23 protein-coding genes are annotated in these 24,236 nt (G+C 38.5%); 7 read left to right on the forward strand and 16 right to left on the reverse strand.

Annotated features, from left to right (window positions below):
- Positions 1-68 precede the first annotated feature (68 nt).
- Positions 69-1,739 carry a ribonuclease J gene (locus tag BQ5321_RS14455; protein ID WP_071395143.1) on the forward strand — a complete coding sequence of 557 codons (1,671 nt, stop codon included), beginning with the start codon at positions 69-71 and terminating at the stop codon, positions 1,737-1,739.
- A gap of 153 nt (positions 1,740-1,892) precedes the next feature.
- On the opposite strand, the gene BQ5321_RS14460 is transcribed toward BQ5321_RS14455, so the two are convergent.
- The 5 genes from BQ5321_RS14460 to BQ5321_RS14480 form a co-directional block, all read right to left on the reverse strand.
- Positions 1,893-2,291 (reverse strand): YndM family protein, encoded by a 399-nt coding sequence (locus tag BQ5321_RS14460; RefSeq protein WP_234978413.1) that lies wholly within the window; start codon positions 2,289-2,291, stop codon positions 1,893-1,895.
- 155 nt (positions 2,292-2,446) lie between these two features.
- The gene (locus BQ5321_RS14465; protein WP_139187808.1) at positions 2,447-3,157 is read right to left on the reverse strand and encodes a phosphoadenylyl-sulfate reductase; all 711 of its coding nucleotides are present in this window, start codon (positions 3,155-3,157) and stop codon (positions 2,447-2,449) included.
- 19 nt (positions 3,158-3,176) lie between these two features.
- The gene (locus BQ5321_RS14470) at positions 3,177-3,722 is read right to left on the reverse strand and encodes a histidine phosphatase family protein (RefSeq protein WP_071395144.1); all 546 of its coding nucleotides are present in this window, start codon (positions 3,720-3,722) and stop codon (positions 3,177-3,179) included.
- Positions 3,704-4,474 (reverse strand): phosphosulfolactate synthase, encoded by a 771-nt coding sequence (locus tag BQ5321_RS14475; RefSeq protein ID WP_071395145.1) that lies wholly within the window; start codon positions 4,472-4,474, stop codon positions 3,704-3,706. The genes BQ5321_RS14470 and BQ5321_RS14475 overlap by 19 nt, the downstream gene beginning before the upstream one ends.
- A gap of 317 nt (positions 4,475-4,791) precedes the next feature.
- Positions 4,792-5,670, reverse strand: a complete 879-nt coding sequence (locus BQ5321_RS14480) for a DMT family transporter (RefSeq protein WP_071395146.1) — start codon at positions 5,668-5,670, stop codon at positions 4,792-4,794.
- Positions 5,671-5,822: 152 nt separating this feature from the next.
- Between BQ5321_RS14480 and BQ5321_RS14485 the strand changes: the two genes are divergently transcribed.
- Positions 5,823-5,942 (forward strand): DUF4023 domain-containing protein, encoded by a 120-nt coding sequence (locus tag BQ5321_RS14485; protein ID WP_071395147.1) that lies wholly within the window; start codon positions 5,823-5,825, stop codon positions 5,940-5,942.
- A gap of 64 nt (positions 5,943-6,006) precedes the next feature.
- On the opposite strand, the gene BQ5321_RS24475 is transcribed toward BQ5321_RS14485, so the two are convergent.
- From BQ5321_RS24475 to zupT, 5 genes are all read right to left on the reverse strand, one after another.
- Positions 6,007-6,168, reverse strand: a complete 162-nt coding sequence (locus BQ5321_RS24475; RefSeq protein ID WP_187143749.1) for a hypothetical protein — start codon at positions 6,166-6,168, stop codon at positions 6,007-6,009.
- Between the two features lie 21 nt (positions 6,169-6,189).
- Positions 6,190-6,702 (reverse strand): DUF3231 family protein, encoded by a 513-nt coding sequence (locus tag BQ5321_RS14490; protein ID WP_071396932.1) that lies wholly within the window; start codon positions 6,700-6,702, stop codon positions 6,190-6,192.
- A gap of 174 nt (positions 6,703-6,876) precedes the next feature.
- Positions 6,877-7,872, reverse strand: coding sequence for a polymer-forming cytoskeletal protein (locus BQ5321_RS24480; protein WP_071395148.1), 996 nt, complete (start codon positions 7,870-7,872; stop codon positions 6,877-6,879).
- A 183-nt stretch (positions 7,873-8,055) separates the two neighbouring features.
- Positions 8,056-8,679, reverse strand: a complete 624-nt coding sequence (locus tag BQ5321_RS14500; RefSeq protein ID WP_187143750.1) for a hypothetical protein — start codon at positions 8,677-8,679, stop codon at positions 8,056-8,058.
- A gap of 386 nt (positions 8,680-9,065) precedes the next feature.
- A complete protein-coding gene (gene zupT / locus BQ5321_RS14505; protein ID WP_071395149.1) occupies positions 9,066-9,875 on the reverse strand; it encodes a zinc transporter ZupT in 810 nt (269 codons plus the stop codon).
- 585 nt (positions 9,876-10,460) lie between these two features.
- Here zupT and BQ5321_RS14510 point away from each other — a divergent pair.
- Positions 10,461-11,354: a LysR family transcriptional regulator gene (locus BQ5321_RS14510; protein ID WP_071395150.1), complete on the forward strand. Its 894-nt coding sequence runs from the start codon at positions 10,461-10,463 to the stop codon at positions 11,352-11,354.
- 83 nt (positions 11,355-11,437) lie between these two features.
- On the opposite strand, the gene BQ5321_RS14515 is transcribed toward BQ5321_RS14510, so the two are convergent.
- The 3 genes from BQ5321_RS14515 to BQ5321_RS14525 all read right to left on the reverse strand — a co-directional run bounded on the left by BQ5321_RS14515 (position 11,438) and on the right by BQ5321_RS14525 (position 14,581).
- Positions 11,438-12,472 carry an amidohydrolase family protein gene (locus BQ5321_RS14515; RefSeq protein WP_234978414.1) on the reverse strand — a complete coding sequence of 345 codons (1,035 nt, stop codon included), beginning with the start codon at positions 12,470-12,472 and terminating at the stop codon, positions 11,438-11,440.
- A 36-nt stretch (positions 12,473-12,508) separates the two neighbouring features.
- Positions 12,509-13,423: a VOC family protein gene (locus BQ5321_RS14520; RefSeq protein WP_071395152.1), complete on the reverse strand. Its 915-nt coding sequence runs from the start codon at positions 13,421-13,423 to the stop codon at positions 12,509-12,511.
- 204 nt (positions 13,424-13,627) lie between these two features.
- Positions 13,628-14,581, reverse strand: a complete 954-nt coding sequence (locus BQ5321_RS14525) for an NAD-dependent epimerase/dehydratase family protein (protein WP_071395153.1) — start codon at positions 14,579-14,581, stop codon at positions 13,628-13,630.
- A 331-nt stretch (positions 14,582-14,912) separates the two neighbouring features.
- On the opposite strand from BQ5321_RS14525, the gene BQ5321_RS14530 reads away from it, so the two are divergent.
- The 3 genes from BQ5321_RS14530 to BQ5321_RS14540 are packed head-to-tail and all read left to right on the forward strand — an operon-like array spanning position 14,913 to position 18,222.
- Positions 14,913-15,821, forward strand: a complete 909-nt coding sequence (locus tag BQ5321_RS14530) for a putative selenate ABC transporter substrate-binding protein (RefSeq protein WP_071395154.1) — start codon at positions 14,913-14,915, stop codon at positions 15,819-15,821.
- 12 nt (positions 15,822-15,833) lie between these two features.
- A complete protein-coding gene (locus BQ5321_RS14535; RefSeq protein WP_234978415.1) occupies positions 15,834-16,604 on the forward strand; it encodes a phosphonate ABC transporter ATP-binding protein in 771 nt (256 codons plus the stop codon).
- Complete coding sequence (locus tag BQ5321_RS14540; RefSeq protein ID WP_071395155.1) at positions 16,591-18,222, forward strand: PhnE/PtxC family ABC transporter permease; 1,632 nt, start codon at positions 16,591-16,593, stop codon at positions 18,220-18,222. The genes BQ5321_RS14535 and BQ5321_RS14540 overlap by 14 nt, the downstream gene beginning before the upstream one ends.
- Before the next feature lie 62 nt (positions 18,223-18,284).
- On the opposite strand, the gene helD is transcribed toward BQ5321_RS14540, so the two are convergent.
- Together helD and BQ5321_RS14550 are read right to left on the reverse strand one after the other, a co-directional pair.
- Positions 18,285-20,654: an RNA polymerase recycling motor HelD gene (gene helD, locus BQ5321_RS14545; protein ID WP_071395156.1), complete on the reverse strand. Its 2,370-nt coding sequence runs from the start codon at positions 20,652-20,654 to the stop codon at positions 18,285-18,287.
- A gap of 98 nt (positions 20,655-20,752) precedes the next feature.
- The gene (locus tag BQ5321_RS14550; RefSeq protein WP_071395157.1) at positions 20,753-20,986 is read right to left on the reverse strand and encodes a group-specific protein; all 234 of its coding nucleotides are present in this window, start codon (positions 20,984-20,986) and stop codon (positions 20,753-20,755) included.
- Positions 20,987-21,236: 250 nt separating this feature from the next.
- On the opposite strand from BQ5321_RS14550, the gene BQ5321_RS14555 reads away from it, so the two are divergent.
- Complete coding sequence (locus BQ5321_RS14555) at positions 21,237-22,244, forward strand: M42 family metallopeptidase (RefSeq protein WP_390622189.1); 1,008 nt, start codon at positions 21,237-21,239, stop codon at positions 22,242-22,244.
- Positions 22,245-22,277: 33 nt separating this feature from the next.
- On the opposite strand, the gene selB is transcribed toward BQ5321_RS14555, so the two are convergent.
- Positions 22,278-24,161 carry a selenocysteine-specific translation elongation factor gene (gene selB / locus BQ5321_RS14560; protein WP_071395159.1) on the reverse strand — a complete coding sequence of 628 codons (1,884 nt, stop codon included), beginning with the start codon at positions 24,159-24,161 and terminating at the stop codon, positions 22,278-22,280.
- Between the last annotated feature and the right edge of the window lie 75 nt (positions 24,162-24,236).

The raw sequence follows: 24,236 nt of genomic DNA on the forward strand, positions 1-24,236 counted from the left end.
TATGCATACATTTTTTGACACCTTGGTTGGGATACTATGAATATTGATTCCAAAGAGGAGCGAGGAAGATGAGTGAAAATAATTTATCCATTTTTGCCTTAGGCGGCATTAATGAAATTGGTAAAAATATGTATGTAGTCCAGTATGGAAAGGATATCGTCATCATTGACTGCGGTGGTAAGTTCCCTGATGAGAGCTTGTTAGGGATTGATCTTATCATCCCGGATATCAGCTATTTGGAGGAAAACAAGGAGCATATCCGTGCCTTAATTTTGACACATGGTCATGAGGATCATATTGGTGGAATTCCATACTTATTAAAAAAATTGAACGTCCCTATTTACGGGACACGGTTTACGCTAGGATTAATTGAACTAAAATTAGATGAGCATAAGCTATTGCGTGATACACAATTGATTCCGATTGACACTAACTCAAGGCTTGAGCTTGGTCACATTAGTACAAGCTTTTTTCGTATCAGTCATAGTATCCCAGACTGCTTAGGGGTTGTTTTTCATACACCAGAAGGAAATGTTGTTCATACCGGCGACTTTAAGTTTGATATGACACCTGTCAATCATCAGTATTCAGATATCCACAAAATGGCGGATATAGGCAATCAAGGGGTTCTTGCCCTCATTTCTGAAAGCACGAATGCAGAACGTCCTGGTTTAACGCCTTCTGAGATGCTTGTCGGCGGGCATATCGAGGAGGAATTTTTAAAGGCAGAGCAAAAAATTATCATTTCTACTTTTGCTTCCAATATTAATCGCGTACAGCAAATCGTCGAATCAGCAGCAAAAACAAATCGGAAGCTTTGTCTGCTTGGACGAAGCATGGTCAATGTGGTTTCAGTGGCAATGGAACGCGGTTATATCGATATTCCAGATGATATGCTCATTGAACCCTACCAGGTAAATGAGCTGCCGGCAGATAAGGTAGTCATACTTTGCACAGGTAGCCAGGGCGAACCTTTAGCAGCTCTTTCACGGCTTTCCAGTTCCAGTTATCGAGATATAACCATACTTCCAAACGATACAGTTATCCTAGCGGCTTCCCCCATTCCCGGGAATGAAAAAAGTGTATCACGTATCGTTGATAATTTATTTGAGCTTGGTGCAAAAGTGATATATGGTGGTTCAAGTAAGACAGGCATGCATGTGTCAGGCCATGGATATCAGGAGGACTTAAAACTAATGCTGACATTGATGAAGCCTACTTATTTTATTCCCATTCATGGTGAATATAGAATGCTGCATCATCACCGCCTTTTAGCTGAGTCCGTCGGAGTCGAAAAGGGTCATACCTTTATCATAAAGAACGGCGATGTGGTCGATATTCAACATGGAGCAGCCCGCCAAACAAGGAAAGTACCTGCCGGTGATACCTATGTTGACGGCTGGGGTGTTGGCGATGTTGGCGACATCATACTGCGTGACCGCAGACAGCTTTCTGAGGATGGTATGGTCGTCATTGTCTTAACCATCAGTAAAACAGATGGAAAATTAATTTCCGAACCAGATACCATCTCCCGTGGCTTTGTGTTTGTAAAGGACTCCGAGGAGATTATGAAGGAAGTAAATCAATTAACAAAAAAAGCCCTAGAAGATTTACAAAAGGAAAAGAAACATCAGCAATGGAAAGTGGTTAAACAAACGATTAAGAAAACAGTCGGACAATATGTCTATGCTGAAACAAAAAGAAAGCCAATGATCCTCCCCATCATCATTGAAATATAACCAATCGAACTCCCCACTACATCGTAATGGGGAGTGTGTTTACCATCGCCCAAAACTAAAAAACATCTGAATTTTTGATTCAGATGTTTTTTCATTACTTAATCTTTTTGATTACGATTTCCACTAACATCTTTTCTCTGCGGGGTCAGTTCTTCAGCTGCCTCCGTTTGAAATCGAGCTTGTAGATGGGTTAAGCTGCTCTTGATCCTCTCTTGTAACATGATTGGCTACATATTTATGAAAGAAATACTCAAACAGTGTAACACCTAAGGAAGCTAGTAATGGCACGGTAAAAATACTATCACCGCGTGTGAAGCTCTCACTCATAAACCAAATAACCAATAAGGCTAGTCCAAAATCTGCCAACGTTGCGACTGTATTATTCGTTCTTGGTAGTATCAGCATATCTCCAATGATATAAGAGACTATTCCTAATACTAACGAAATCAGAAAGACATTCCCAAATTCCATACGATAAAATAATCCTAGAATAACATACAAAAGAGCAAGTGTAGAAATGAATTTAATGGCTAATGCTTTTAAATGTTTCACTTGATCATCTCCTTTTATATATTAGGGTGTGCTATTATTAGGTTTTTATTCTTTCATACATGTTTGATTTTGTGTTGATGCAAAAATATGGAAGATCCCGTTAGGAATCTTCCTATCAAATTTGTCCATCGGACTTGCTACTGAATGAAGGTAAACTACTTTTGATGTAGACCACACTCTGACTTTGACGTCCCGGCCCAACGTCCTGCACGTTGATCTCCATTTTCTGAAACTGATTGTGTACAAGGAGCGCAGCCAATACTCGGATAGCCTTTCTCATGTAATGGATTATAGGGCAATTTGTTCAATTGGATATAGGTTAGAATATCCTCCCATGTCCAATGGATAAGAGGACAGATTTTAACCCTATGGAATTTGTCATCTTTATTGATAAATTGTGTTTTACTTCTTGATTTAGATTGCTCCCTCCTTAGACCAGATATCCAAGCCTTGGTATCCTTTAATGCTTCTGTAAGCGGAACGACCTTACGCATGTGGCAGCAAAGATTGGGATTGTGTTTCCATAGCTCTTCGCCGTACCATTTTGCCTGCTCATCTAAGGAGCTTACAGGTTTGACGCTGGTTATTTGGAGCAAAGGATAGCGTGCTTTGACTTTCTCAATCAGCTCGTATGTCTCTTGAAAATGAAGTCCTGTATCTAGAAAAATAATTTTTGCCTTCTTGTTCACCTTAGATATTAAATCAATTAATACGATTCCCTCTGCACCAAAGCTGCAGGCATAGACAATGTCCTCACCATATTCTTTAAAGGCCCATTTCAGTACCTCAAAATAATCCTTTAGATGGTCCAACAAAACTTCAACCTTACTGTCATTCCAATTTTCATACGATATAATCTCTGACAACTCGGAGCCCTCCGTTCCTCTACTCGATTCTCAATCCATCCAATAATAATGTAATACATTCGTTATTTCGGACCTGCGTCTTATTCATATTATTTATATGTCCGTATTGAGCATATGAAATAATGGCCCTAATCCATGAGCCGTGACCAAAAATCAGGATATTTTCTTTTTCTTTATATTTATCGAGAAACCGGATAATTCGATATTCAAGGTTCTGTACACTTTCTCCTAAAGTCATTTTGCTTGGAGTTTCTGTCCACAGCCTTCCATATGCTTCCATTAGCTCTGCCTTTGGTCGTCCCTCAAATTCTCCAAAATCCAATTCATCTAACAGTCCTTCTTTTTTAGCATGAAAACCATATAATCTGGCTGTTTGATTAGTCCTTTTCAAGGTACTGACCAATACCAAATCAAACGGAGACAATTGGCTTAGAAGCTGCTGATTTTTCTGTATCTCCTCCTGTTGCTTTCCTGTCAACGGAGAAATGGCAATGTCCCTTCTTCCTTGAAGCCAAGCTTTCTTATTCCATTCCGTTGGTAAATGTCTTATAAAGGTTGCTTGCATTCACGATCCTCCAAATCGAACGTATCACTTCTCAAGCCACTTCTTTGGGTTTCTAAAAGTAATATGTCCTTAATGTTTACATTCCCTAAATTAACATTTGCACCAAGCTCATTAATAAAAAAGCTTTGATGTTTAGACGTTGGCGCTTCAAAAATAACCTTCGTACTATCAATACCCTTGACAAGCTGACGTATCAAATCGGCTTTTAAGCTACCATGTTGATCATATATTCCAGAAGTCCCAGAATCTCTTCCTTCTGTAATGACGTATTGGCATCCAGCTTCTAATAAAAGCTTGATTTCCTGCTGCCACTCTTCGACCGTCATTTCCATAGAAGCATCCTTTGAACCAACCTCAGCAATAACGAAGTAATCATTTTTTATTTCTTTAATAAGCTTTAATCGTTCTTCGAGGTTAATATCAATCGTACCATTTGAAACCTCTACCCACTCAATCCCCATCTCCTTTACACACTTCAAATACTCAGGGAGCTTTTGCTGGGAGTAGCATTTTTCAAACAAGGTTCCGCCAAAATATGGCTTAATATCATATTTTTTATACAAATTAACTTTTTCTTTTAAGTTGGGAGTCACATATGCCGTTCCCATCCCAAATTTAGCGATGTCAATCATGTGATGATAATCTTTAAGTATTAGTTCTAATTCTCCAATTGGAGTACCCTTATCAATAATCGAAGTTAGTCCAAACTTCCGGTTTCCTGAGGTCCTTATTGGTAATTGTAAAAATTCCATTGGGAATGCGCCTCCTCCATATATCTAAGATAGACTATTCAATCATTGGGTAAGTGTGTAGAGATTAGGCTTTTACCATAGGAAATAGGTAATTTGAGGTGGTTGATTGTTTAACCGTAATATTGAGCGAAAGTGAAGGACATAAGTAAAATATGGGACGAAGAGATTTTATCTATTCATGTGTAATTAGCACATAGTGTAATTTTATATATTTACTTTACTATAAATAAATTATGTTAAGTTATAATAAAAAAAGCGAACAGATTGTTCGCTTTTTTGTGCATATTTGAACTCAATTGGAAAATAATGTGTACTGTTTAGTTATGCCTTAGCTTCCTCGAATCGATGGTTTCACTTAATAAGGTTGAACCTAATATTAGCAGCCCGCCGATCATTTGAATCAGATTCATGCTTTCCTGCAAAAATATAGCCGCCATCATGACAGCCGATATAGGATCTATATAGCTTAAAATCGCAATACTTTGTCCCTGTAGCTCTTTTATTGAAGCAAAATAGATGAGATAAGCCATACCTGTATGAATAATACCAACGATTAAAATCAACAGCATTGTCTGTTTATTCATTCCTGAAACATCCAAGGACTCTTTCATAAGTACATATGGCAGCAGCACAAGGACTGCAACCCATAATTGGACTAGTGTCGTTTCAAAGCCTGACAAATTTTTGATGAATTTATTCATTAAAATGACACTTGCATAAAAGGCTGCTGCTAATAAACCATATAGGATACCGACTGTATGCTGTAACAGATTACCCTCTCCCACACTGATATCAACAACGAGGAACAATCCAAGCATCGCCGTTACAATGCTCATGACCTTCATTCTAGTAAGCTTCTCCTTTAAGAAAACTGGGGCAAGCAGCATGACAAAGATAGGAGCAAAATAATAGCTTAAGGTTGCGTTTGAAACAGTTGTATATTTGTAGGCTTCAAATAAAAAAATCCAATTAAACCCAAGTGCAGCGCCTGATAAAAACAAAAGAAGAAGATTTGCTCTGATTTGCTTTAAGGATAGCTTCTGCTTGATAAGAAAACAGGTACCCAGTAAAAATATTCCGCCAATCATACCTCTGTATAGAGCAATTTCACTTGATGAAAGCTGTATGTTTTTAACAAAAATGCCAATACTGCCAAAAATTAGCATGACACTAATAAATTTAAAATGCCCTTTCATATGTACCTCCCTGCTAAGTCCGCTTCTAATCTCTTTATATTACTATAATTTCATATCTTTGTTATCCCTCTCTGTAAAAAACTCTTGCTTATACATTTTTTAAACGGGAATGGAGAAAGTAACAAGTAGCGTCATATAAAGGAGGTAGTAGATTGGATAATACAAAGGAATTTGTGGCCAAATTGCATGAAAAACAGCAAAAGGACGAGCAAAATCGTAAACGCCAAGGAAATGGAAAGCCAAGTGCTAAATTACCAAACAAACAGCATTAAAAAAAAACGCTTGATGAAGCCCATCAAGCGTTTTTTATCATTATTCAGCTTGAAACAATCAGGTTTAGCTTTCTAAGTCTGATCGTTTTCCAGGTTCTTCTTTTCCATTTGTTTCATTTCCTGTTGTAGATGTATAGCCTACTCTGTAATGAAAGTTTTTTGGTTGTTTTAGTGCGCTTGGCATTCGGTACTGCTCCATATTTTGAAATTCACCAGCCTTAGACATGCTGCCATCCTCTCCTTTCCATTAGCATTCCGCTTTGTCTAAATGGAGTGGAGGTGGTATGAGCCAGCCCTTCTCTTTCAGAAGCTTCAACGCTTTCGCCGCATATTGTGCCTTTTTCATATGAAATTGTCCATACATCATCGCAATATCCTCGCGAATACACTGACCCATAACGGTACTGCAGCTAATGAGACCTGCAGCTAGATCCATACTAATTTTATTAGCGATTTCTGCATCCATAAAACGTGCACCTGGAGGAATATTCTCCAAGCATGCCTTTGGGCGTTCAGGAGGTGTAGGAGGTAGCCCAACCCCATTTTCTTTTAAGACCATTTCTACCTCTTCAATTTCGACCTTTGTTCCATTTTCTAATAAATCCTCAACCAGTTTTTTTAAATCCTCATCACCAATGTGATTTAATAGCGTCTCATAAGCAGCCACAGCTGCTTTGGACACGTTTAAGTGTGTCCATAACGCAAAAACCTCACCATAATGCAACGGCTCTTCTTTTGGATTTCCACTAAGTATACCCATCATCATCCCCCTAAATTTGAACATAGCGTTGCCCCCTTTTTTCGAGTGGCGTTATTATCTTTCCATTAAAAAGGGTTGAAAATGAGTGGTATGATTACCCATGCTAATTGTCTGCTCTCCAAAAAAGGCGCTCTGTCCAATGGACAGAACGCCTTTTACATTTCTATACAGCTTTTATTTTTTTACTTCAGTTGCTCCAGTCACTTTACCTTCCATAACTGCTGCAGCTTTTACATCTTCGCTTGCAAAGTATACATTTCCATCAATTGTTGCATCTGCCGTTAATGTAAAGCCTTTCGCTTGTACATAAACATCACCTTTTACAGTTCCAGCTTGCACTTTAAAGTTTTCAGACTTCACAGTCATTTTTGGTACTTCTACTGTAAATCTTTCAAGTACTTTGTGATCTTCATCTTGTGTATATGGAGCAAGTTTGCGGTAGATACCCTTACTCTTATCATCTTTATTATAGAATTCTCCATCTACAACAATTTCTTCATCCAATTTGATATCATTTAACGTAGCGACAATCCATGTTCCATCTGCACTCAATGCCTCTACAAGCGCATCTGCTTCTGTTACGATAGAAGCAGTTGTTACAACATCAGAAGCTGCTCCTACTTCTTGAGCACCTGTTACTTTACCCTCGATAACCGCTGCAGCCTTTACATCTTCGCTAGCAAAGTATACATTTCCATCAATTGTTGCATCTGCTGTTAAAGTAAAGCCATTCGCTTCAACAAATACATCACCTTTAACGGTACCAGCTTGTACTTTGAAGTTTTCAGACTGCACAGTCATTTTAGGGACTGTAACAGTGAATCTTTCAAGAACATTGTGGTCTTCATCTTGTGTATATGGAGCAAGTTTACGATAAATATCCTGTGCTGCATCGTTTTTATTATGGAATTCACCAGAAACAACGATTTCTTCGTCAACAGTAATATCGTTAAGTGTTGCTACAATCCAAGTTCCCTCTGCACTTAATGCTTTTACTAATGCATCCGCTTCAGATACGATAGATGCTGTTGTTACTACATCAGTGCTCTCTTCTGCTTTCTCTTCTGTTGGTTCTGTTGCTGCTGCTTCTTCTGGCTTCTCTTCTTCTGTGCCACAGGCAGCTAAAGTCCCTACTAATACAGTTGATGCTAATAATGCTTTGAATTTCATGTGTGTTTCCTCCTAGGACGTTAATATTACTTTATAGACATAATTTATCATACTTTATTTATCCATAGCCGTTTTTCATATGTATATTTTGTGAACTTATTATCATAATATATTCACCTTAAAAACCGGGTAAATACTTGATCATATAAAAAAAGACGCATGCATGGCATACGTCTTTTTTCATTATTGATTCACATCTGTAGAACCGGATACTTTTCCATCGATGGTCGCTGAAGATTTCACATCTTCATTAGCGAAGATTAAATTACCATCGATTGTAGCCGTTTTATCTAAAGTAAAACCTTGTGCTTCGACCAGCACATCACCCTTAACCGTTCCACCTTGAATCTTAAAGTTCGGGCTTTGAACAGTCATTTTAGGTACAGTTAGCGTGAAAGAATCGATGATATTATGATCCTCATCCTGTGTATATAAAGCTAATTTACGATATACATCCTTTGTTGCATCATTTTTATCATGGAATTCACCGGCAACTAGAACTTCTTCATCAATAGTCATATCATTTAATGTAGCAATAATCCAAGTACCTTCTTCTGTAACGGCTTTTTTAAATGCTTCAGGTTCATTTACAATCGATGCTGTTGTTAATGCATCAGTAGTTTGTTCCTTATCTTCACCTTCATTTTCTGTTTCTTCTGCAGCAGCTTTATCATCTTTTTCTTCTGCTTGCTCCTCATTTTCTGTTGCAGCCTTATCCTGATCATCAGCTGCCTGGTCATCATTACCACCGCAGGCAGTTAATAACCCCACTAAAAAGATTGATGTTAATAATGCTTTCAGTTTCATTCTGTTTCCTCCTTGGTGATTTGATTTTATATCAAACTTTTTCATATTTTGCATATAAAAAAACTTAATATACGTATATTTTGCCACTTATGTTAGTTTTCATTCTTCTGTATTACAGCTAAGTAATGACAGTTGATAAACAAATAGTTGATCAACCTATGTTCCACTACGAATCAAAGCTTTGTCAGCAATGGAGGATGTGTCTCAATAACGCAAGCCCCTTGCTCTATTTGTATATTTTCCTGCTTGCCGAAAAAAATTCATCTTTTCTAATTAATCAAGTAGACTTTTCTAGACTGACGGTTTAGAAAGGCTCTGTGAGCCAGAAGGGTTATGCAATACAGACAAAAAAACAGTCCACCAATAGGACTGTTTAAAAGGTTTTTTTAAAGGAAAAGCAATAAACTTATAGCCATGACAGCCATTCCTGCAATTAGTCCATAAATGGACGTATGTGCCTCATCATATTTTTTCGCTGCTGGTAGCAATTCATCAAGTGATATAAAGACCATGATGCCCGCTACGGCCGCAAAGATAATTCCGAATATAATATCATTTAGAAATGGCATTAATACTAAAAAGGCAAGCAAGGCACCAATTGGTTCTGATAAGCCCGATAAAAATGAGAGCTTAAACGCCTTTTTCTTACTACCTGTGGCAAAATAAACCGGTACAGAAACCGCGATGCCTTCCGGTATATTGTGAATAGCAATAGCTGTTGCAATAGCAACTCCTAATGCGGGATCCTGAATAGCTGACGCAAATGTCGCGATGCCTTCCGGAAAGTTATGAATACCAATCGCAAGTGCTGTAAAAGTACCCATTTTTAAAAGTGCCGGATCACTTGCTGGTGAAACAGGCTGTTTCATTTCCTCTACTCGTTTTAATTCATGGGGATTGCCTTGTTTAGGAATAAATTTGTCAATCAAGGCGATTAATAGCATTCCACCAAAAAATCCTCCAACCGTTGTCCAATTCCCCGGAATTTCTCCTAAAGCACGGACTAACGAGTCCTTTGCTTTGAAGAAAATTTCAATCATTGATACATAGATCATAACACCAGCTGAAAATCCGAGTGCTAATGACAAAAATTTTGTATTGGTTCTTGACGTGAAAAAGGCAAGTATACTGCCGATTCCAGTAGCTAACCCTGCTAATAGCGTGAGCCCTAATGCAAATAATACATTTTCAGTCATCTATTTCCTCTCCTTTATATACCTATATACAAGCTTTTGAACTAAACAAAATATGTTTCGTCAAGGCAACTTTTATTGTAAAAAAAATGTTCTGCTTTAAGATATGCACCAACCATAAAAAGTTTCCTGTGTTCAACATTTTAATCTAAAGTAAAATAAACTTGCAAATATTAAGCTTATAAAACGATAAATACAGTGATAATATTATTATTACTGCTACTTTTTTTAGCCATTTCAATTTATTTCCAATCAAATTCGCCCGTCGAATTTGCGTCCGGATTACCTGAGCTCACTCGATAAACTACCTTTAAAAAATCCGTGACATCCGCCGGAGGCTTAACTTCATTCAGCCGGGGTTTGAACCCCCACTGAATCGAAGGACCATTTCCCCCACTTGTAGAAGTGGAGGACTTCTGCTCAATGAAGTTAAATAAATTGAAAGATTCATAATAAAATACTATTATTAAATAAATACTTATTCTTTCAATACTAAATCCCCCTCATTTATTCACCATTAATCAGAAGAGACAGAATTTTGTATTTTATCGCTATTACCAATACAGTAAAATAATAGGAGGGATAAACGTGGATAATGAACAACTTTTAACGTTTATTACCGTGTATGAATTTAATAATTATTCACGGGCAGCAGAATATCTAAATTTAACTCAGCCCGCCGTTACAGCACGGATTCAAAAGCTGGAACTTGAATTAGATTGCAAATTATTCTATCGAGACGGCAAAAAAATCCTTTTGACAGAAGAAGGAAATGCTCTACTTCCTCTCGCCCGTAAAATTCTCAATTATATGAATGAAGCAAAGCACACCATTGACCTATTAAAATCTCCAACATTAACAATCGGGTTATCTCCTGCCTTCTCTGTCTTTATCATTTTAGAAATATTATCCTTATTAAAAGAACAGAATAAGAAATCGTTTGATTTAGTTGAAGCAACCGATTCAATTGAAATTTCAAATATGATTACAAAGGGCATGATTGATATCGGTTTGGTTAGGGATGTTATTCCTTTTAATGATTTAGAATATCAATTTCTCTTTCATGAAAAATTGTTGTTTGTTGTCGGGAAGGATCATCCATTAGCACTTAAAACAGAAATCACAAAGGAAGATTTAGTTGGACAAACGATGATATGCTATCGACGAGAAACACCTGTTTGGATGAAGATTGATGAAAAATTAGTTGGAGTAGAGGATTTGCAGCGGATAGAGGTTGGCAGCTTCGAAATGGTTAACTTAATGGTAAAAAACAATTGGGGATTTAGTATCATTCCTGAATTATCACTTGGTAATGATTCTGAAACGATTAACCATGATTATTGCATTATTCCATTTCCGGAATTTGATAATTTGACCTTTAATATTGCAGGAATTTTTAAGAAAAATTCTCCAAAGCTGGAAAGCATTCATTTATTTCTGCAATTTTTTGAGACAACATTAAAGAATAGAAGCTTGCTTTAGCACTTCATTAGAATAGACATACAATCGAAACAGAAAAATAATGAAAAAAAAAGAGAACTTTTGCAAGTTCTCTTTTTTTTTCATTATTTAACGGGTTCTTTCACATAGTTAGCTTTATTCAGGCCAAGAAACTTAATGGCATTTTCGCCAAGCATCTTTTTCTTGTCTTCCTCAGGAAGTTCCATGATATCAATTACTTTTCCAGATGGAACCTCACGTAATACGAACGGATAATCAGAGCCCGCCATCAGCTTATCTGTACCAAATTTATCAATCATAAATTGAAGATTCTTTGGATCATAAACAAGTGTATCAAAATAAAGCTTTTGCGCATAATAGCTTGGTTTTTCTTCTGTTGTCCGAATAGTTGGCCATGATTCCCATGCTTGGTCAATTCGTGCCAGCACATAAGGAAGTGAACCTCCACCATGTGAGAAGCAGATTTTTAGATTTGGATGCTTTTCTAAAATCCCACTGAAGATTAAGCTTGCAGCCGCAAGAGCTGTTTCTGAAGGCATACCAATAGAATACATAAAGTTATGTCTAGGCATTCTTTCCACACCAACAGTAGCCCATGGGTGTACAAAAATAGGCACGTCCATTTTAGCAGCAGCTTCTATGAATCTTAAAATCTCAGGGTCATCAAGTGTCTTGCCGTTTGCATTACTGCCGATTTCAATGCCTTTTAAACCTAATTCATTAATCGCTCTTTCCATTTCGGCAATGGCTAAATCAGCATCTTGAAGCGGAACTGTACCTAAGCCGACAAAACGATCAGGATATTCTGCCACAACAGAAGCAATAAAATCGTTTTGTGCTTTTGAAAGCTCTAAGCATTTTTCTGCATCTGCCCAGTACGTAAAGGTAACCGGGATTGGAGAAAGAACTTGAACATCAATACCTTCTTCATCCATTTGGGCAATTCGTTTTTGTGGATCCCATGCATTATCCTCAATTTTCCGGAATGATTTACCATCTTTATAAATTTCCGCTCCGCAGTCACATGTATGTCTTAATGTTGGGAAACGATTGTCACCGTATTTCTCTTCGAAATCCGGAAAATTGTCAGGAATAATATGCGCATGAAAATCTACACGAAATATTTTTTCATTAGACAAGGTCTTCCCTCCCCTTTCTATTATCATTTATTTGTATTAGTTGTTAATCTTTACTAGGTCTTCTTCAAGAATTTTACCGTACTTAGCAAAATCCGGCTTTGGTGTACCGCCCCACTCATCGATCGTTTCCTTACTAGGCTCAAGTCGACGAGGCTCTCTTGCACCATCTTCAGGGAATTCTTCCATGCCTTGGCTGTATTCCAATGTCAAGCCGTCCGGATCCGCAAAGTATAGGAATATACTGCCTGATGGATGGTGTCTTCCTGGGCCAAATAGGATAGGAACATTTTGATCATTTAAGCGATTGACTTGTTTACCAATATCATCAACTGTTTCTGCTTGGTAAGCAAGATGGTTTAATTTATTTTCTGGCCCTTTTGTGATAGCAAGATTGTGATGATATGGAGTTGGGAATGCACGTAGCCATGCCCAAGCAGTTTCTCTACCAGAAGTATCAGAAATACGGAAGTTTAATGTATTAGTATAGAAATCTAATAATTCATCAAAGCGATTTGTATCATATACAACATGCAGGAATCTTGTGATTTTTGCATCCTTTGGAACAAATGGAAGGCCCATTTGCATCATTTCAACATAGAACTCATACGTTACACCGATAATTGGGTCTTTAAAACGAAGGGTCCTGCCTTGTGCTAGGCTTTGTGTTTCTTTTGCACTTAGTTCAACTGGGTTTAAGCCTTGCTCTGTTAAGTAGTCGAATACATCCTGGAATTGAGAGGCCTTTTCAAGCTCGAATGCAACTCGTTTTAATCCAGCCTCAGGACCTTCTACTAGAATTAAATTATGGTGGTCACGGCTGCTTCTTAAGTATACGGTTTCATTTTCACGTTCAACAAATTGCATACCTACAATATTTTCATAAAAATCTGTTGATTTATTTAAATCTGTTACACTTAATACGACATAGCCTAATTTTTTATAGCGAATCATTTGTCATCCTCCTGTTGCCGATTTAATTATTTGAATATATTACAAATTTAACTTAAGTTCGATTATTTGTCTAATTATATATTTTTGGGAAATTCTTTAGGAATTAAAAATTATTTTTTGCTTTCATGAAAGAATCATATATATAAAATCTATGCCTTCATCCGTAAACTTACAAACGAAAGGCACAGATTTTATCATGAATCATCAGGATTGCATCAGCTTAACGGTTAATTTCTCAAGCATATCCTTCGTCATCTTCTCTAGATTGTATTGCGTCGTAAAACCCCATTCCTGCTTAGCGGTACTTGCATCGATTTGATCTGGCCAGCTGTCTGCAATCGACTGTCTAACAGGGTCTATTCTATAATCCAGGGAAAAGTCAGGGAGATATTTCTGTATTTCATTCGCTAGTTCTTTCGGTGTGAAGCTCATGCCTGTGACATTGTATGCATTCCGATGCTTTAGCTGCTGTGAATCCACCTCCAATAATTGAATAATCGCCTGAAGTGCATCGGGCATATACATCATGTCTATAGAGGTCCCCTCCTGCAAATAGCAGGTATAACGGCCTTTCTGAATCGCATCATAAAATATTTCCACTGCATAATCGGTCGTGCCCCCACCAGGTTTAGTGGCATGTGAAATCAGACCAGGGAACCGTAACCCTCGCGTATCAACACCGTATTTAAGAAAATAGTAATCTGCCAATAGTTCACCTGAAACTTTATTAATCCCGTACATCGTAACCGGGCGAAGAATCGATGCTTGAGGGGTCATTTTCTTTGGTGCTGGTGGTCCAAAGACAGCAATCGAGCTAGGGGTAAAGAATTTCGCCTTCAATAATCTTGCCGTTTCAAGAGCATTGAGTAAGCTTCCCATATTCATTTGCCACGCTAAAAGAGGATTCCCTTCTGCAACCGCCGATAACAACGCAGCTAAATGAATAATCGTGTCTGCCTGAAAGTCAGATGCCGCTTTAACGAAACTCTTCCCATCCATCACATCAAGCATTTCAAATGGACCTGATCGCACAACCTCCAGAGAGTTATTTCTAATATCCGTTGCTAAAACATGATCGGTGCCATAATGTTTGCGCAAAAAAAGCGTAAGCTCTGAACCAATTTGCCCTAATGCTCCCGTAACCATGATTCGTTTCATGATTTCCCCTCCATTTCTATAGCAAATGCCAAAATAGTTCTCAAGGTATATATTGAAAAGATCTTATAGTATGAGAAGATGCCTTCTTCCATTGTATGTGCAAGAGGTGGAACTGAAACAGATCCCAACAAAAATGGCTGAAGCAGAAGAGGGCTAGCTTACAAAGGGATGGAATGTAGAAGAATGATTACAAAATAGCTAGCGAAAAAACAGATTGTTTATTCATTTAATTATCGATTAAATGAATGTGTTTTAATAGAAATAATCTATTATTAATTAAATTATTCAAGTATAATAACAGAATAAAAATGAACGATCTGGAGGAAATATAATGAAAAAACGGTTTTCGTTAGGTTTAATCTTACTACTATTCTTCTTACTTACCGCCTGTTCAAGTAATGAAGAAGCAGAAAAAAATCCGTCTGCAACAGAACCTGAAAAGAAAGAGGAAGTTTTTAAAATCGGAGCTATCCCTGACCAAAACGCTGCTGATATGAATAGAAGCTTAAGCAAATTAGCTGATTTCTTAAGTGAAAAAACAGATCTTAAAGTAGAATATGTTCCTTCTGTAGATTATGCTGCACTTGTTACTGCTTTTGAACGGGGCGAAATGCACTTAGCCTGGTTTGGCGGTCTTACAGGTGTACAAGCAAGAAACATCGTACCTGACGCTGAGGCAATTGCGCAAAGACCGATGGACGAGGAATTCCATTCTGTTTTTATTGCAGATACAAATACCAATATAAGCAGTCTTGATGACTTAAAGGGACAAAGCTTTACATTTGGCAGTGAAAGCTCCACCTCCGGTCATTTAATGCCGCGTTACTTCCTTGAGGAGGCAGGTATCAATCCGGAAGAGGATTTTGACGGTCAGCCGAATTATTCAGGCTCACATGATAAAACCTACAAATTAGTTGAATCTGGCTCCATGAAGGCTGGTGTATTAAATATATCCGTATGGGAAGCTGCCGTTGCCGAAAAGAAAGTGGACACAAGCAAAGTGGATGTTTTCTATACAACACCAAGCTACTTTGATTATCATTGGACGATTAATAATAGGATTGATGAAAAATTTGGCGAAGGAATAAAACAAAAGATAGCGGAAGCCCTTCTTTCCATCAACAGTACAGATCAAGCAGAAATTATGGAACTATTCCAATCGGATAAATTTATCCCAACTAAAAATGAAAATTATAAGGAGATCGAACAGGTGGCCAAGGAAGTTGGCATTATTAAATAGAGGGTGAAGAGGTTGTCGTCATCAACAGAAATGATAATAGTAAGTAACATATCAAAATATTATGAGCGGAAGATAGCTTTATCTTCCCTTTCTTTTTCAATCAAAAAAGGAGAATTAGTTGCCTTAATCGGCCCAAGCGGCGCCGGTAAAACAACCCTGCTTAATACATTTGCCACCGTTGTCAAACCAGATGAAGGTGTGTTGACCATAACCGGTACCCGTGCCGAAAAACTTACTAATCGCAAAGCTTTAGCAAAAAAAATCGGCATTATCAGACAGCAGTTTGACCTTGTCGGACAGTTACCAGTGATTCATAACGTGTTAGCAGGAAGACTGGCAGATTGGGGGTTAATTAAATCACTCTGGTCACTTATGATCCCGCAGGAAAAGGAGGCTGTTCAAAAAGCCTTAGCAAGGGTTGGACTGGCAGATAAACAATATGTGCAAACGGCAAAATTATCCGGTGGTGAACAGCAGCGTGTCGCATTGGCCCGTCTCTTGCTCCAAAGACCGGAAATAATCCTAGCGGATGAACCGGTCGCTTCATTAGACCCTGCGCGTGCAGAAGATATTCTTTCCATGCTAACTAAGCTTGTGAAAGAGGAGAAACAAACCTTGATTACGAGTCTCCATTCCGTCGAATATGCAAAAAAATATTTCACCAGAATCATTGCAATAAAAAACGGCCAGGTTTTTTTTGATTTGCCTGTCCATAAAGTGAGTGATGGTTTATTATCTGAGCTTTATCAATTAGAGGAGCGGTCAGATAATGGAGAAGCTTAAAGACATGCTCCAGCTGCAGCGTAAAAATGTCTTATCCGTACTTTTGTCTGTTGCATTTGTTTGGAGTCTATTTGCGGTCAATTGGCGTGAGGATTTAGTTCACACTGGAGGTATGGCTACCCTCCAACAGGTTGGAGAAGCACTCATCCATCCCAATTTTTCACCCTATATTATCCAATTGGCCATTGAATCGACATGGATTACGCTTGCATATGCTATTTGTGGAATGTCACTAGCCATTTTGATTGCCTTTTTCTTTGGTATCTTTGCCTCAGGAATACTGCATGACCGTACAGGATCAAAGCTTGTTTCCAAGAGTATTTTCCGTAGCATTCTTGGTTTTTTAAGAGCGATTCATGAGCTGGTTTGGGCCTTAATCTTTGTTGCTATGTTCGGTCTTTCCCCGCTTTCAGCCATTTTGGCATTAGGGATACCATATGGCGGGATACTAGGCAGAATATTTGCTGATATGCTGAATGATGTACCTGAAGAACCGATTCAAGCATTGCGTTCCTCAGGAGCCTCAAAGCTTCAATGTCTGCTCTACGGGTATCTTCCTCTCGTGCGTGCTAGCATCATCAGCTATACGATGTACCGTTTTGAATGCGCTATCCGTTCATCAGCGATTATGAGCTTTGTCGGATTAGGTGGACTGGGTTTTCAAATTCAATTATCTTTAAATGACTTGAAATATGACGAGGTATGGACTTTTCTCTTCTTTTTAATTGCGATTGTTATCCTCGTTGACAGCTGGAGTGTACAGGTGAGAAAAGGGCTGCATGAAGCCAAAAAAGGCTTTTCCTTTGTGACTTTCTCCCTCCTATTAACGATCGGGCTGTTCAGTTTATCATGGTGGTTTATTTTTGCCTTGCAAAATGCAAGTCTAAAGGATTTATTTTCCGACAAAAATGCCTTTTATGCCCAGAAATTTTTCATGGGTCTTTCAGGCATCGGTGTAGAGCAGCCTGCATTTTTGAGTAGCGAAAGCTGGAAGGAAGCTTTAAGCCTGACTTACGAAACTCTAAGAATGAGTGTCTTGGCTATAGGCATTTCGACCATCACCATGTTTTTAACCGTCATTCCTGCAGCCAGAAATATTGCTGACGGCTCACTGACGTTAATCCATAAATGGTATAACTGGCTACTATTTGGATTCATACGCATCATGTATATTTTTAGCCGTGCGATTCCGGAGCTAGTCTGGGCCATGATCATCATCTTTATCCTCAAACCAGGTGTGCTGCCCGGTGCGATTGCGCTGGCTCTCCATAACTTTGGTATATTAGGGAAGCTTTGTGCGGAGGTCATCGAAGACTTGGATGAACGTCCTGTCCGAAATCTTGCCTCAAGCGGTGCTTCAAAAGGCCAAATGCTATTATACGGTGTCTTGCCAGCCGTTATGCCCCAGTTTCTAATGTACATTTTATACCGCTGGGAGGTAATCATGCGGACAACGATTGTGGTTGGCTTTGTCGGTGCAGGTGGTCTTGGTCAGCAGTTTAAAATGAGCCTAAGCTTTTTTCACTATACAGATGTAACCCTCCTGCTCTTGTGTTACTGCATCCTGGTTATGATTGCTGACTTTATTTCAGAAGCAGCCAGAAAAACAGCAAAATAAAGGTCCTGTTTCATTGATAAAAAAAGAACGCTGCAGTTAAATTAACGTGCAGCGCTCTTTTTTTATTTCTTAGAGCTTTTCTCTTCCAGCTCTACATATTCATGACTCTGCAACACCTCATAGGACTCCTGAGGCTGTCTTGAAATAAACATACTTTCTTTACCTAGTGAAAAGAGATGTAATTCATGCATCGCTCTTGTACAGGAGGTATAGAATAATTCACGCTCCATTTCACGGCCAAAGTTCTGTTGGGACGCATTATACATAATGACAGCATCAAACTCGATACCCTTGGCTAAATACGCTGGAATAAACACAAGTCCCTTTTCATAATGAATCGAGCCCTTTTCCATTAAATATCCATCTATTTCACTCGACAACGCTTGAAAGGCCTGTTTGGTTTCATGTGCATTTTTGCCAATTACTGCAATTGTTTGATAGCCGTTATGGCGTAAATTATGGATACGCTCCAATATCTTTTCCTTTAAATTCCATTCATTAGACACATGTGTTAAGGTTGGTTTTCGTCCCTCACGGTTAAAAGGCTCAATCTTATCACCTTCAATCACTAACCCTCTTGTAAATTCTACAATTTGTTTTGTAGAGCGATAGCTTTTCGTTAAGACAATTGTTTCTTTTTCCACTTCAGAATCCACTTGAAAAATATTGACCATATCCTTGGAATGGAGAAAAATAGCTTGATTCATATCACCTAACAAGGTCATTTTGGAGTATGGAAATAATTCTTTTAAATAAGCAAATTGGAAGGGTGAATAATCCTGTGCTTCATCAATAAAAACATGACGAATACTTAAATTCACCTTTCTCCCTTCAATCATATCTTTTAAATATAAAAACGGAGTCGCATCCTCATAGGTAAGGATATTTTTCTGGAGTGCCGTAATCGATATTTGACAAATTTGCCCCCACTCCTGCGGCAGGTCTTGTGTAAAATGATGTTGCTCAATAAATAGCTGCTGATATATCTTTTTCATATCAATAAACCGCAGCCTTTTGACGCTGTGAATAAGCGGCTTCATCTCTCGATTAACCACTTGTTTGACAAGAAATTTTCTTTCCTCCTCAAAATCATTAAACGTATCATCCTTCAACCCGCGCTTCTTCTTATAAGCATTGAAAGCAGCTAGATAATCCTCCTTCTCTAAATATTGAATTTCCTCTTCCACCCAACTCTTCCTTTGTTCCCGTTTGGCCTGAACTCTTAAGCGTTTTATGATCCAATCCTTCACGATTTGAATCCGATTAGCAATCGACATCTTCTTGTCGAGCTGATAAAACTGGTCAAGTATATCCATTTTAGAAACAATCACATCGCCACGAAAGAAAATATCCTTAAAATAAAGCCCGCCTAAGTGAATACAATCAAGAAAGGCGTCAATATAGGCCTTAAATCGAAGGCTACCCTTAAACCGAATACTGGCTATTCTAGTCTGATAATAGGTCGATGATTCCTCATTTAACAAAAATTCAAGCTGTGAAAACGGATCCTCCAGCTTATAATGGTTCCCTAAATGACTATCTAAATATTCTTGAAAGGTCGTCTGCTTCATATTTTCTTCGCCTAGCTCCGGAAGAACAGTCGATACATAGCTGTTAAACAGTGGATTGGGCGAGAATAACATAATATTTTCAGAGTCAAGTGTTTCACGATAGCGGTAAAGCAAATAGGCCACACGCTGTAGGGCAGCAGATGTCTTCCCGCTTCCTGCCACTCCCTGCACAACAAGCAATTTACTTTTTTCATTGCGGATGATTCGGTTTTGCTCTCTTTGAATGGTTGCTACAATGCTTTTCATTTGTGTGCTCGCATTTGCGCCGAGTACTTCCTGCAAGAGCTCATCTCCGATGGTGATTCCCGTGTCAAACATAGAGATCATCTGCCCGTTGCGAATCATAAACTGCCGCTTTAGGGTCATTTCACCCGATATTTTTCCTTCAGGTGTTTCATAGAAAGCAGGTCCAGGTGAAAAATCATAATATAGACTTGAAATGGGTGCGCGCCAATCATAAATAAGAAACTGCTCCTCCTCTCGGTCCATAAAGGAGGCAATCCCTAAATAAACAGCTTCAGTCGCTTCCCCCTCTTCTTTAAAGTCAATCCTCCCAAAATAGGGAGAATCCTTCAAACGAGATAACGTCTTTAAACGCTTATGAATCTGACCATGACTGCGTTCCCGTTCGGATAATAGCTCAGCCTGCTGCTTGATGCTTGTAAACGTTTCAATGACATCATCTGGTTCATCGAGATTGACTGTAACATCCTGCCAAAATGTTTTTCTAAGCTCGAGAGTATCTGATTTCACATCACCGCTACGATTTTGTAATTTATCAATGGCATAATCTATTTCAACAATCACTTGATTGATTTTATCTTGTTCTAAAGATACTTCCTTTTCTTCTTCTTTACTCATAAGACCACTCCTACAAAACAATCGTTCCAAGCTCCCTCATATATAACGGGTGCCTGGTTAATCCTTAGAATTTATCAACGATTGTATTTTCCAACCGATTACTCATCTATTAACAAGGCAAGCATTTGCTTATTCCGTGCTTCCTTTTCCTCTGTAGAGGATAAATCATATTTTTTCAGCAAATGGAACATTTCATTTAATTCGGCTTGTGTGTGCTCTTTAGAAAAATAGGCAGTAAACCCATTAATAATGTCATCTGGTAAAAAAGAGCGTTGTGATTCATATTTGTTCTTTACGTCTTCCTGACTGTGATCTAATTTACAATTACTCATTCCTTTATTCCCCTTTATATTCAAGTAATAGCATTTATGCTAATTTCTCCTAACGTAATTAAAATTATAGCTATCTTTCTATGATGTATCAAATGATACTCGTCAGCTGATTGATTGGCTTTATCTATGCGCTAGCCTTCTTAACTTCTGCAATTAGAGGTATACTTATTACAGAATGACGTTAAATAGAAAGGAGAGACTGTTTTTGTCAAACACTAATCAATCTGAAACTGTTACCTTATTAGAGGACCTGCTAACCATATCTAGTCCATCCGGAAATACATACGAAATTATTTCTTATATTGAAGCTTTTTTAAGAGAGCTGGAGATTAACACGAAACGTAACCGCAAAGGCGGATTGATTGCCACACTGCCTGGTAAAGATGCACTTCATCATCGAATGCTGACTGCTCATGTTGACACATTAGGTGCTATGGTTAAGGAAATTAAAGCTAACGGACGCTTAAAGCTCGATTTGATTGGAGGATTTAAATATAACTCTATTGAAGGGGAATATTGTACCATTGAAACAGCTTCCGGTAAAAAATACACCGGTACCATCCTCATGCATCAAACGTCTGTCCATGTTTATAGGGATGCTGATAAAAAAGAAAGAAATCAAGAAAACATGGAAATTAGAATTGATGAAAGGGTGAACAGTCAGGAGGATGTGCGTGCTCTTGGCATCGAGGTCGGTGATTTTATTTCCTTCGACCCACGTGTGGAAATCACCCCGTCTGGATTTATTAAATCAAGGCATCTAGATGATAAAGCTAGCGTCGCCATTTTATTGCAGCTGTTGAAAAAAATCAAATCGGAAAACATCAGTCTACCTTATACAACCCATATCCTCATCTCCAATAATGAAGAAATTGGTTACGGGGGAAATTCAAATATCACTCCCGAGACTGTAGAATATTTAGCTGTTGATATGGGAGCGATTGGTGATGGCCAAGCAACAGACGAATACACGGTATCTATTTGTGCCAAGGATTCTAGCGGACCGTACCATTATGGACTCAGAAAACGACTTGTACAGCTTGCCGAGGAGAATGGAATACAATACAAACTTGATATCTATCCGTTCTATGGTTCGGACGCTTCCGCTGCAATTCGAGCAGGACATGATATTATCCATGGATTAATCGGACCGGGAATCGATGCTTCCCATGCATTTGAACGAACACATAAACAAGCACTAGAACAAACAGCACAGCTTTTATACCATTATGTACAGTCTGAGATGATTCTCTCATAAAAAGGGAAAAGCCGGTTGGCTTTTCCCTTTTTATTATGATTCCCAAACACGTTTATTTTCGACTCGTTTCGTTAAACGGAACTGATCAAGCTTCTCGAGAAATGGAATCATCAGTTTTCTTGACAAACTTAGAATTTGTTTCGCATCACGGATATCGAATTCTGCATCTGTTTCCGATTTCAGCTTGTTGACTGCCTGATCAAAAACTTCACGGTGCCAGAAATACTGTCCATCAAGAGAAATAATTTCTCCTTCCTCTTCAAGAAAATGTTTTATATCCTTGGTTAGATGGTCAGGAATTCCATCATTATTAAAGTAATCACTTAAATATTGTACCTGGTAACCATCCTGTTTCATCTTAGTCAGCATATTTTCCGTTCGCTTTTGCCAGTTTTTCGGAACATGTGGGGTAAAGGTGAATAACGCCACATATTGTCCTTTTTTCCTGACAAGATTTTTTTCAGCTCCATAGTCAAGGACATATTCTAATAGTGCTTTTGGAAATTCCTTTTGTAAGGGATGAAATAGCTCTGCTTTATTGATACCCGCTTTCATAGAGTATTGAGAATGATAGTATGATAAGCGATCAGTAAATTCCTCTAATAGAGTCTCAATAATCGATTGGAGCGTATATTCCTTTTTATTAAGAAACACAAACTCCTCATGATTCAATTCAGCTAGAAGCGATGCTTCATCCAGTGATGTCCGTTTTATCAGCTCTGTTAAAGGTAGGCTTTTAGCTTCCACAAGGGCTGCTGTAATTCTTTCCTTTGCTGTGCCGACTTTTTTCTGCTCCATCTGCTGAATCGTCCTGTACCCAAATTTATACTTTTCACCTCGCGGTTCAATCACCCAGCCTCCACCGATGGTTTCTGATGGTGTTGGTCTTCTCAGGATAAAACGGTCCCCTCGTTTTGTCACAATCTCTTCCTCAAGCCTTAGCTGGCATAAGACCTCATCATTCTCTGTTTCAATTACATTACGGTCAAAAAAGACAATTCTACCCATAACCTCAGCGGTACCAATATGACATTTAATCGGCATCCGCTGCTTCACAATATAATCTAAATCATTAACGACCTGCATGGCAACATCAATGGTTTTCGTGACAATAAAATGCTCAGAAGAAACCAGCACATCCCCACGCTCGAGCTGTTCCTTTGCGACAGCGGAAAGGTTAATGGCCGCTCGTTGTCCGGCAACCGCATGGTCAACAGCTTGGTGATGAACCTGAATTTGTCTTGCCCGCACCAGCAGACCTTTTGGCAGCACGCTTAAGGCCTGACCTTCGGTAACCGTTCCTTCATAAACCGTTCCTCTCACAACCGTTCCCTGTCCCTTAACAGTAAATACCTGATCAATCGGTAATCGAAAAGCACCGCGGAAATCACGCATTTCCTGTTCTTTTAATGTAGCAATGATTGCAGACTTTAACTCTTCTACACCCTTTTTAGAAACACTATCAACCAGTACATATGGCATACGTTCAAAGACAGTATCCTTCAGTTCATCAAAGATTTCTTCCTTGACCACTTCAATTAATTCTTCCTCTACCCGATCAATCTTTGTAATGGCAACCATTCCATTCTTAATACCAAGAAATTTCAGGATTTCAAGATGCTCCCTTGTCTGCGGCATCACACCTTCATCTGCTGCCACAACTAATACGACTAAATCAATGCCTGCTACTCCGGCAATCATTTGCCTGATAAATCGTTCATGACCTGGAACATCAATAACCGATATTTGAAGCTCTTCATCCTCGTATAAGGGTGCAAAACCAAGTTCAATCGAAATATTTCGTTCCTTTTCTTCCTTTAATCGGTCTGTATCGACATTCGTCAATGCTTTTGTAAGGGTTGTCTTACCATGGTCGATATGACCAGCCATCCCAATGGTGAAATATCGTTTACTCATTCTAGCCACCTGCTTTTATGTATGTATCCATTTACTTTTTCATTATATCATGTTGTCGTATCTGTGAAACGGTAG

It is taken from the genome of Bacillus tuaregi, from assembly GCF_900104575.1.
GTDB classification, from domain to species: Bacteria; Bacillota; Bacilli; order Bacillales; family Cytobacillaceae; genus Bacillus_BD; species Bacillus_BD tuaregi.

Excerpts from the sequence above, each read along its gene's own strand:
- BQ5321_RS14455 (WP_071395143.1), top strand. The coding sequence starts at position 69 with ATGAGTGAAAATAATTTATCCATTTTTGCCTTAGGCGGCATTAATGAA.
- BQ5321_RS14470 (WP_071395144.1), bottom strand. The coding sequence starts at position 3,722 with ATGCAAGCAACCTTTATAAGACATTTACCAACGGAATGGAATAAGAAA.
- BQ5321_RS14475 (WP_071395145.1), bottom strand. The coding sequence starts at position 4,474 with ATGGAATTTTTACAATTACCAATAAGGACCTCAGGAAACCGGAAGTTT.
- BQ5321_RS14480 (WP_071395146.1), bottom strand. The coding sequence starts at position 5,670 with ATGAAAGGGCATTTTAAATTTATTAGTGTCATGCTAATTTTTGGCAGT.
- BQ5321_RS24475 (WP_187143749.1), bottom strand. The coding sequence starts at position 6,168 with ATGTCTAAGGCTGGTGAATTTCAAAATATGGAGCAGTACCGAATGCCA.
- BQ5321_RS14490 (WP_071396932.1), bottom strand. The coding sequence starts at position 6,702 with ATGGGTATACTTAGTGGAAATCCAAAAGAAGAGCCGTTGCATTATGGT.
- BQ5321_RS24480 (WP_071395148.1), bottom strand. The coding sequence starts at position 7,872 with ATGAAATTCAAAGCATTATTAGCATCAACTGTATTAGTAGGGACTTTA.
- BQ5321_RS14500 (WP_187143750.1), bottom strand. The coding sequence starts at position 8,679 with ATGAAACTGAAAGCATTATTAACATCAATCTTTTTAGTGGGGTTATTA.
- zupT (WP_071395149.1), bottom strand. The coding sequence starts at position 9,875 with ATGACTGAAAATGTATTATTTGCATTAGGGCTCACGCTATTAGCAGGG.
- BQ5321_RS14520 (WP_071395152.1), bottom strand. The coding sequence starts at position 13,423 with ATGATTCGCTATAAAAAATTAGGCTATGTCGTATTAAGTGTAACAGAT.
- BQ5321_RS14525 (WP_071395153.1), bottom strand. The coding sequence starts at position 14,581 with ATGAAACGAATCATGGTTACGGGAGCATTAGGGCAAATTGGTTCAGAG.
- BQ5321_RS14530 (WP_071395154.1), top strand. The coding sequence starts at position 14,913 with ATGAAAAAACGGTTTTCGTTAGGTTTAATCTTACTACTATTCTTCTTA.
- BQ5321_RS14540 (WP_071395155.1), top strand. The coding sequence starts at position 16,591 with ATGGAGAAGCTTAAAGACATGCTCCAGCTGCAGCGTAAAAATGTCTTA.
- helD (WP_071395156.1), bottom strand. The coding sequence starts at position 20,654 with ATGAGTAAAGAAGAAGAAAAGGAAGTATCTTTAGAACAAGATAAAATC.
- BQ5321_RS14550 (WP_071395157.1), bottom strand. The coding sequence starts at position 20,986 with ATGAGTAATTGTAAATTAGATCACAGTCAGGAAGACGTAAAGAACAAA.
- selB (WP_071395159.1), bottom strand. The coding sequence starts at position 24,161 with ATGAGTAAACGATATTTCACCATTGGGATGGCTGGTCATATCGACCAT.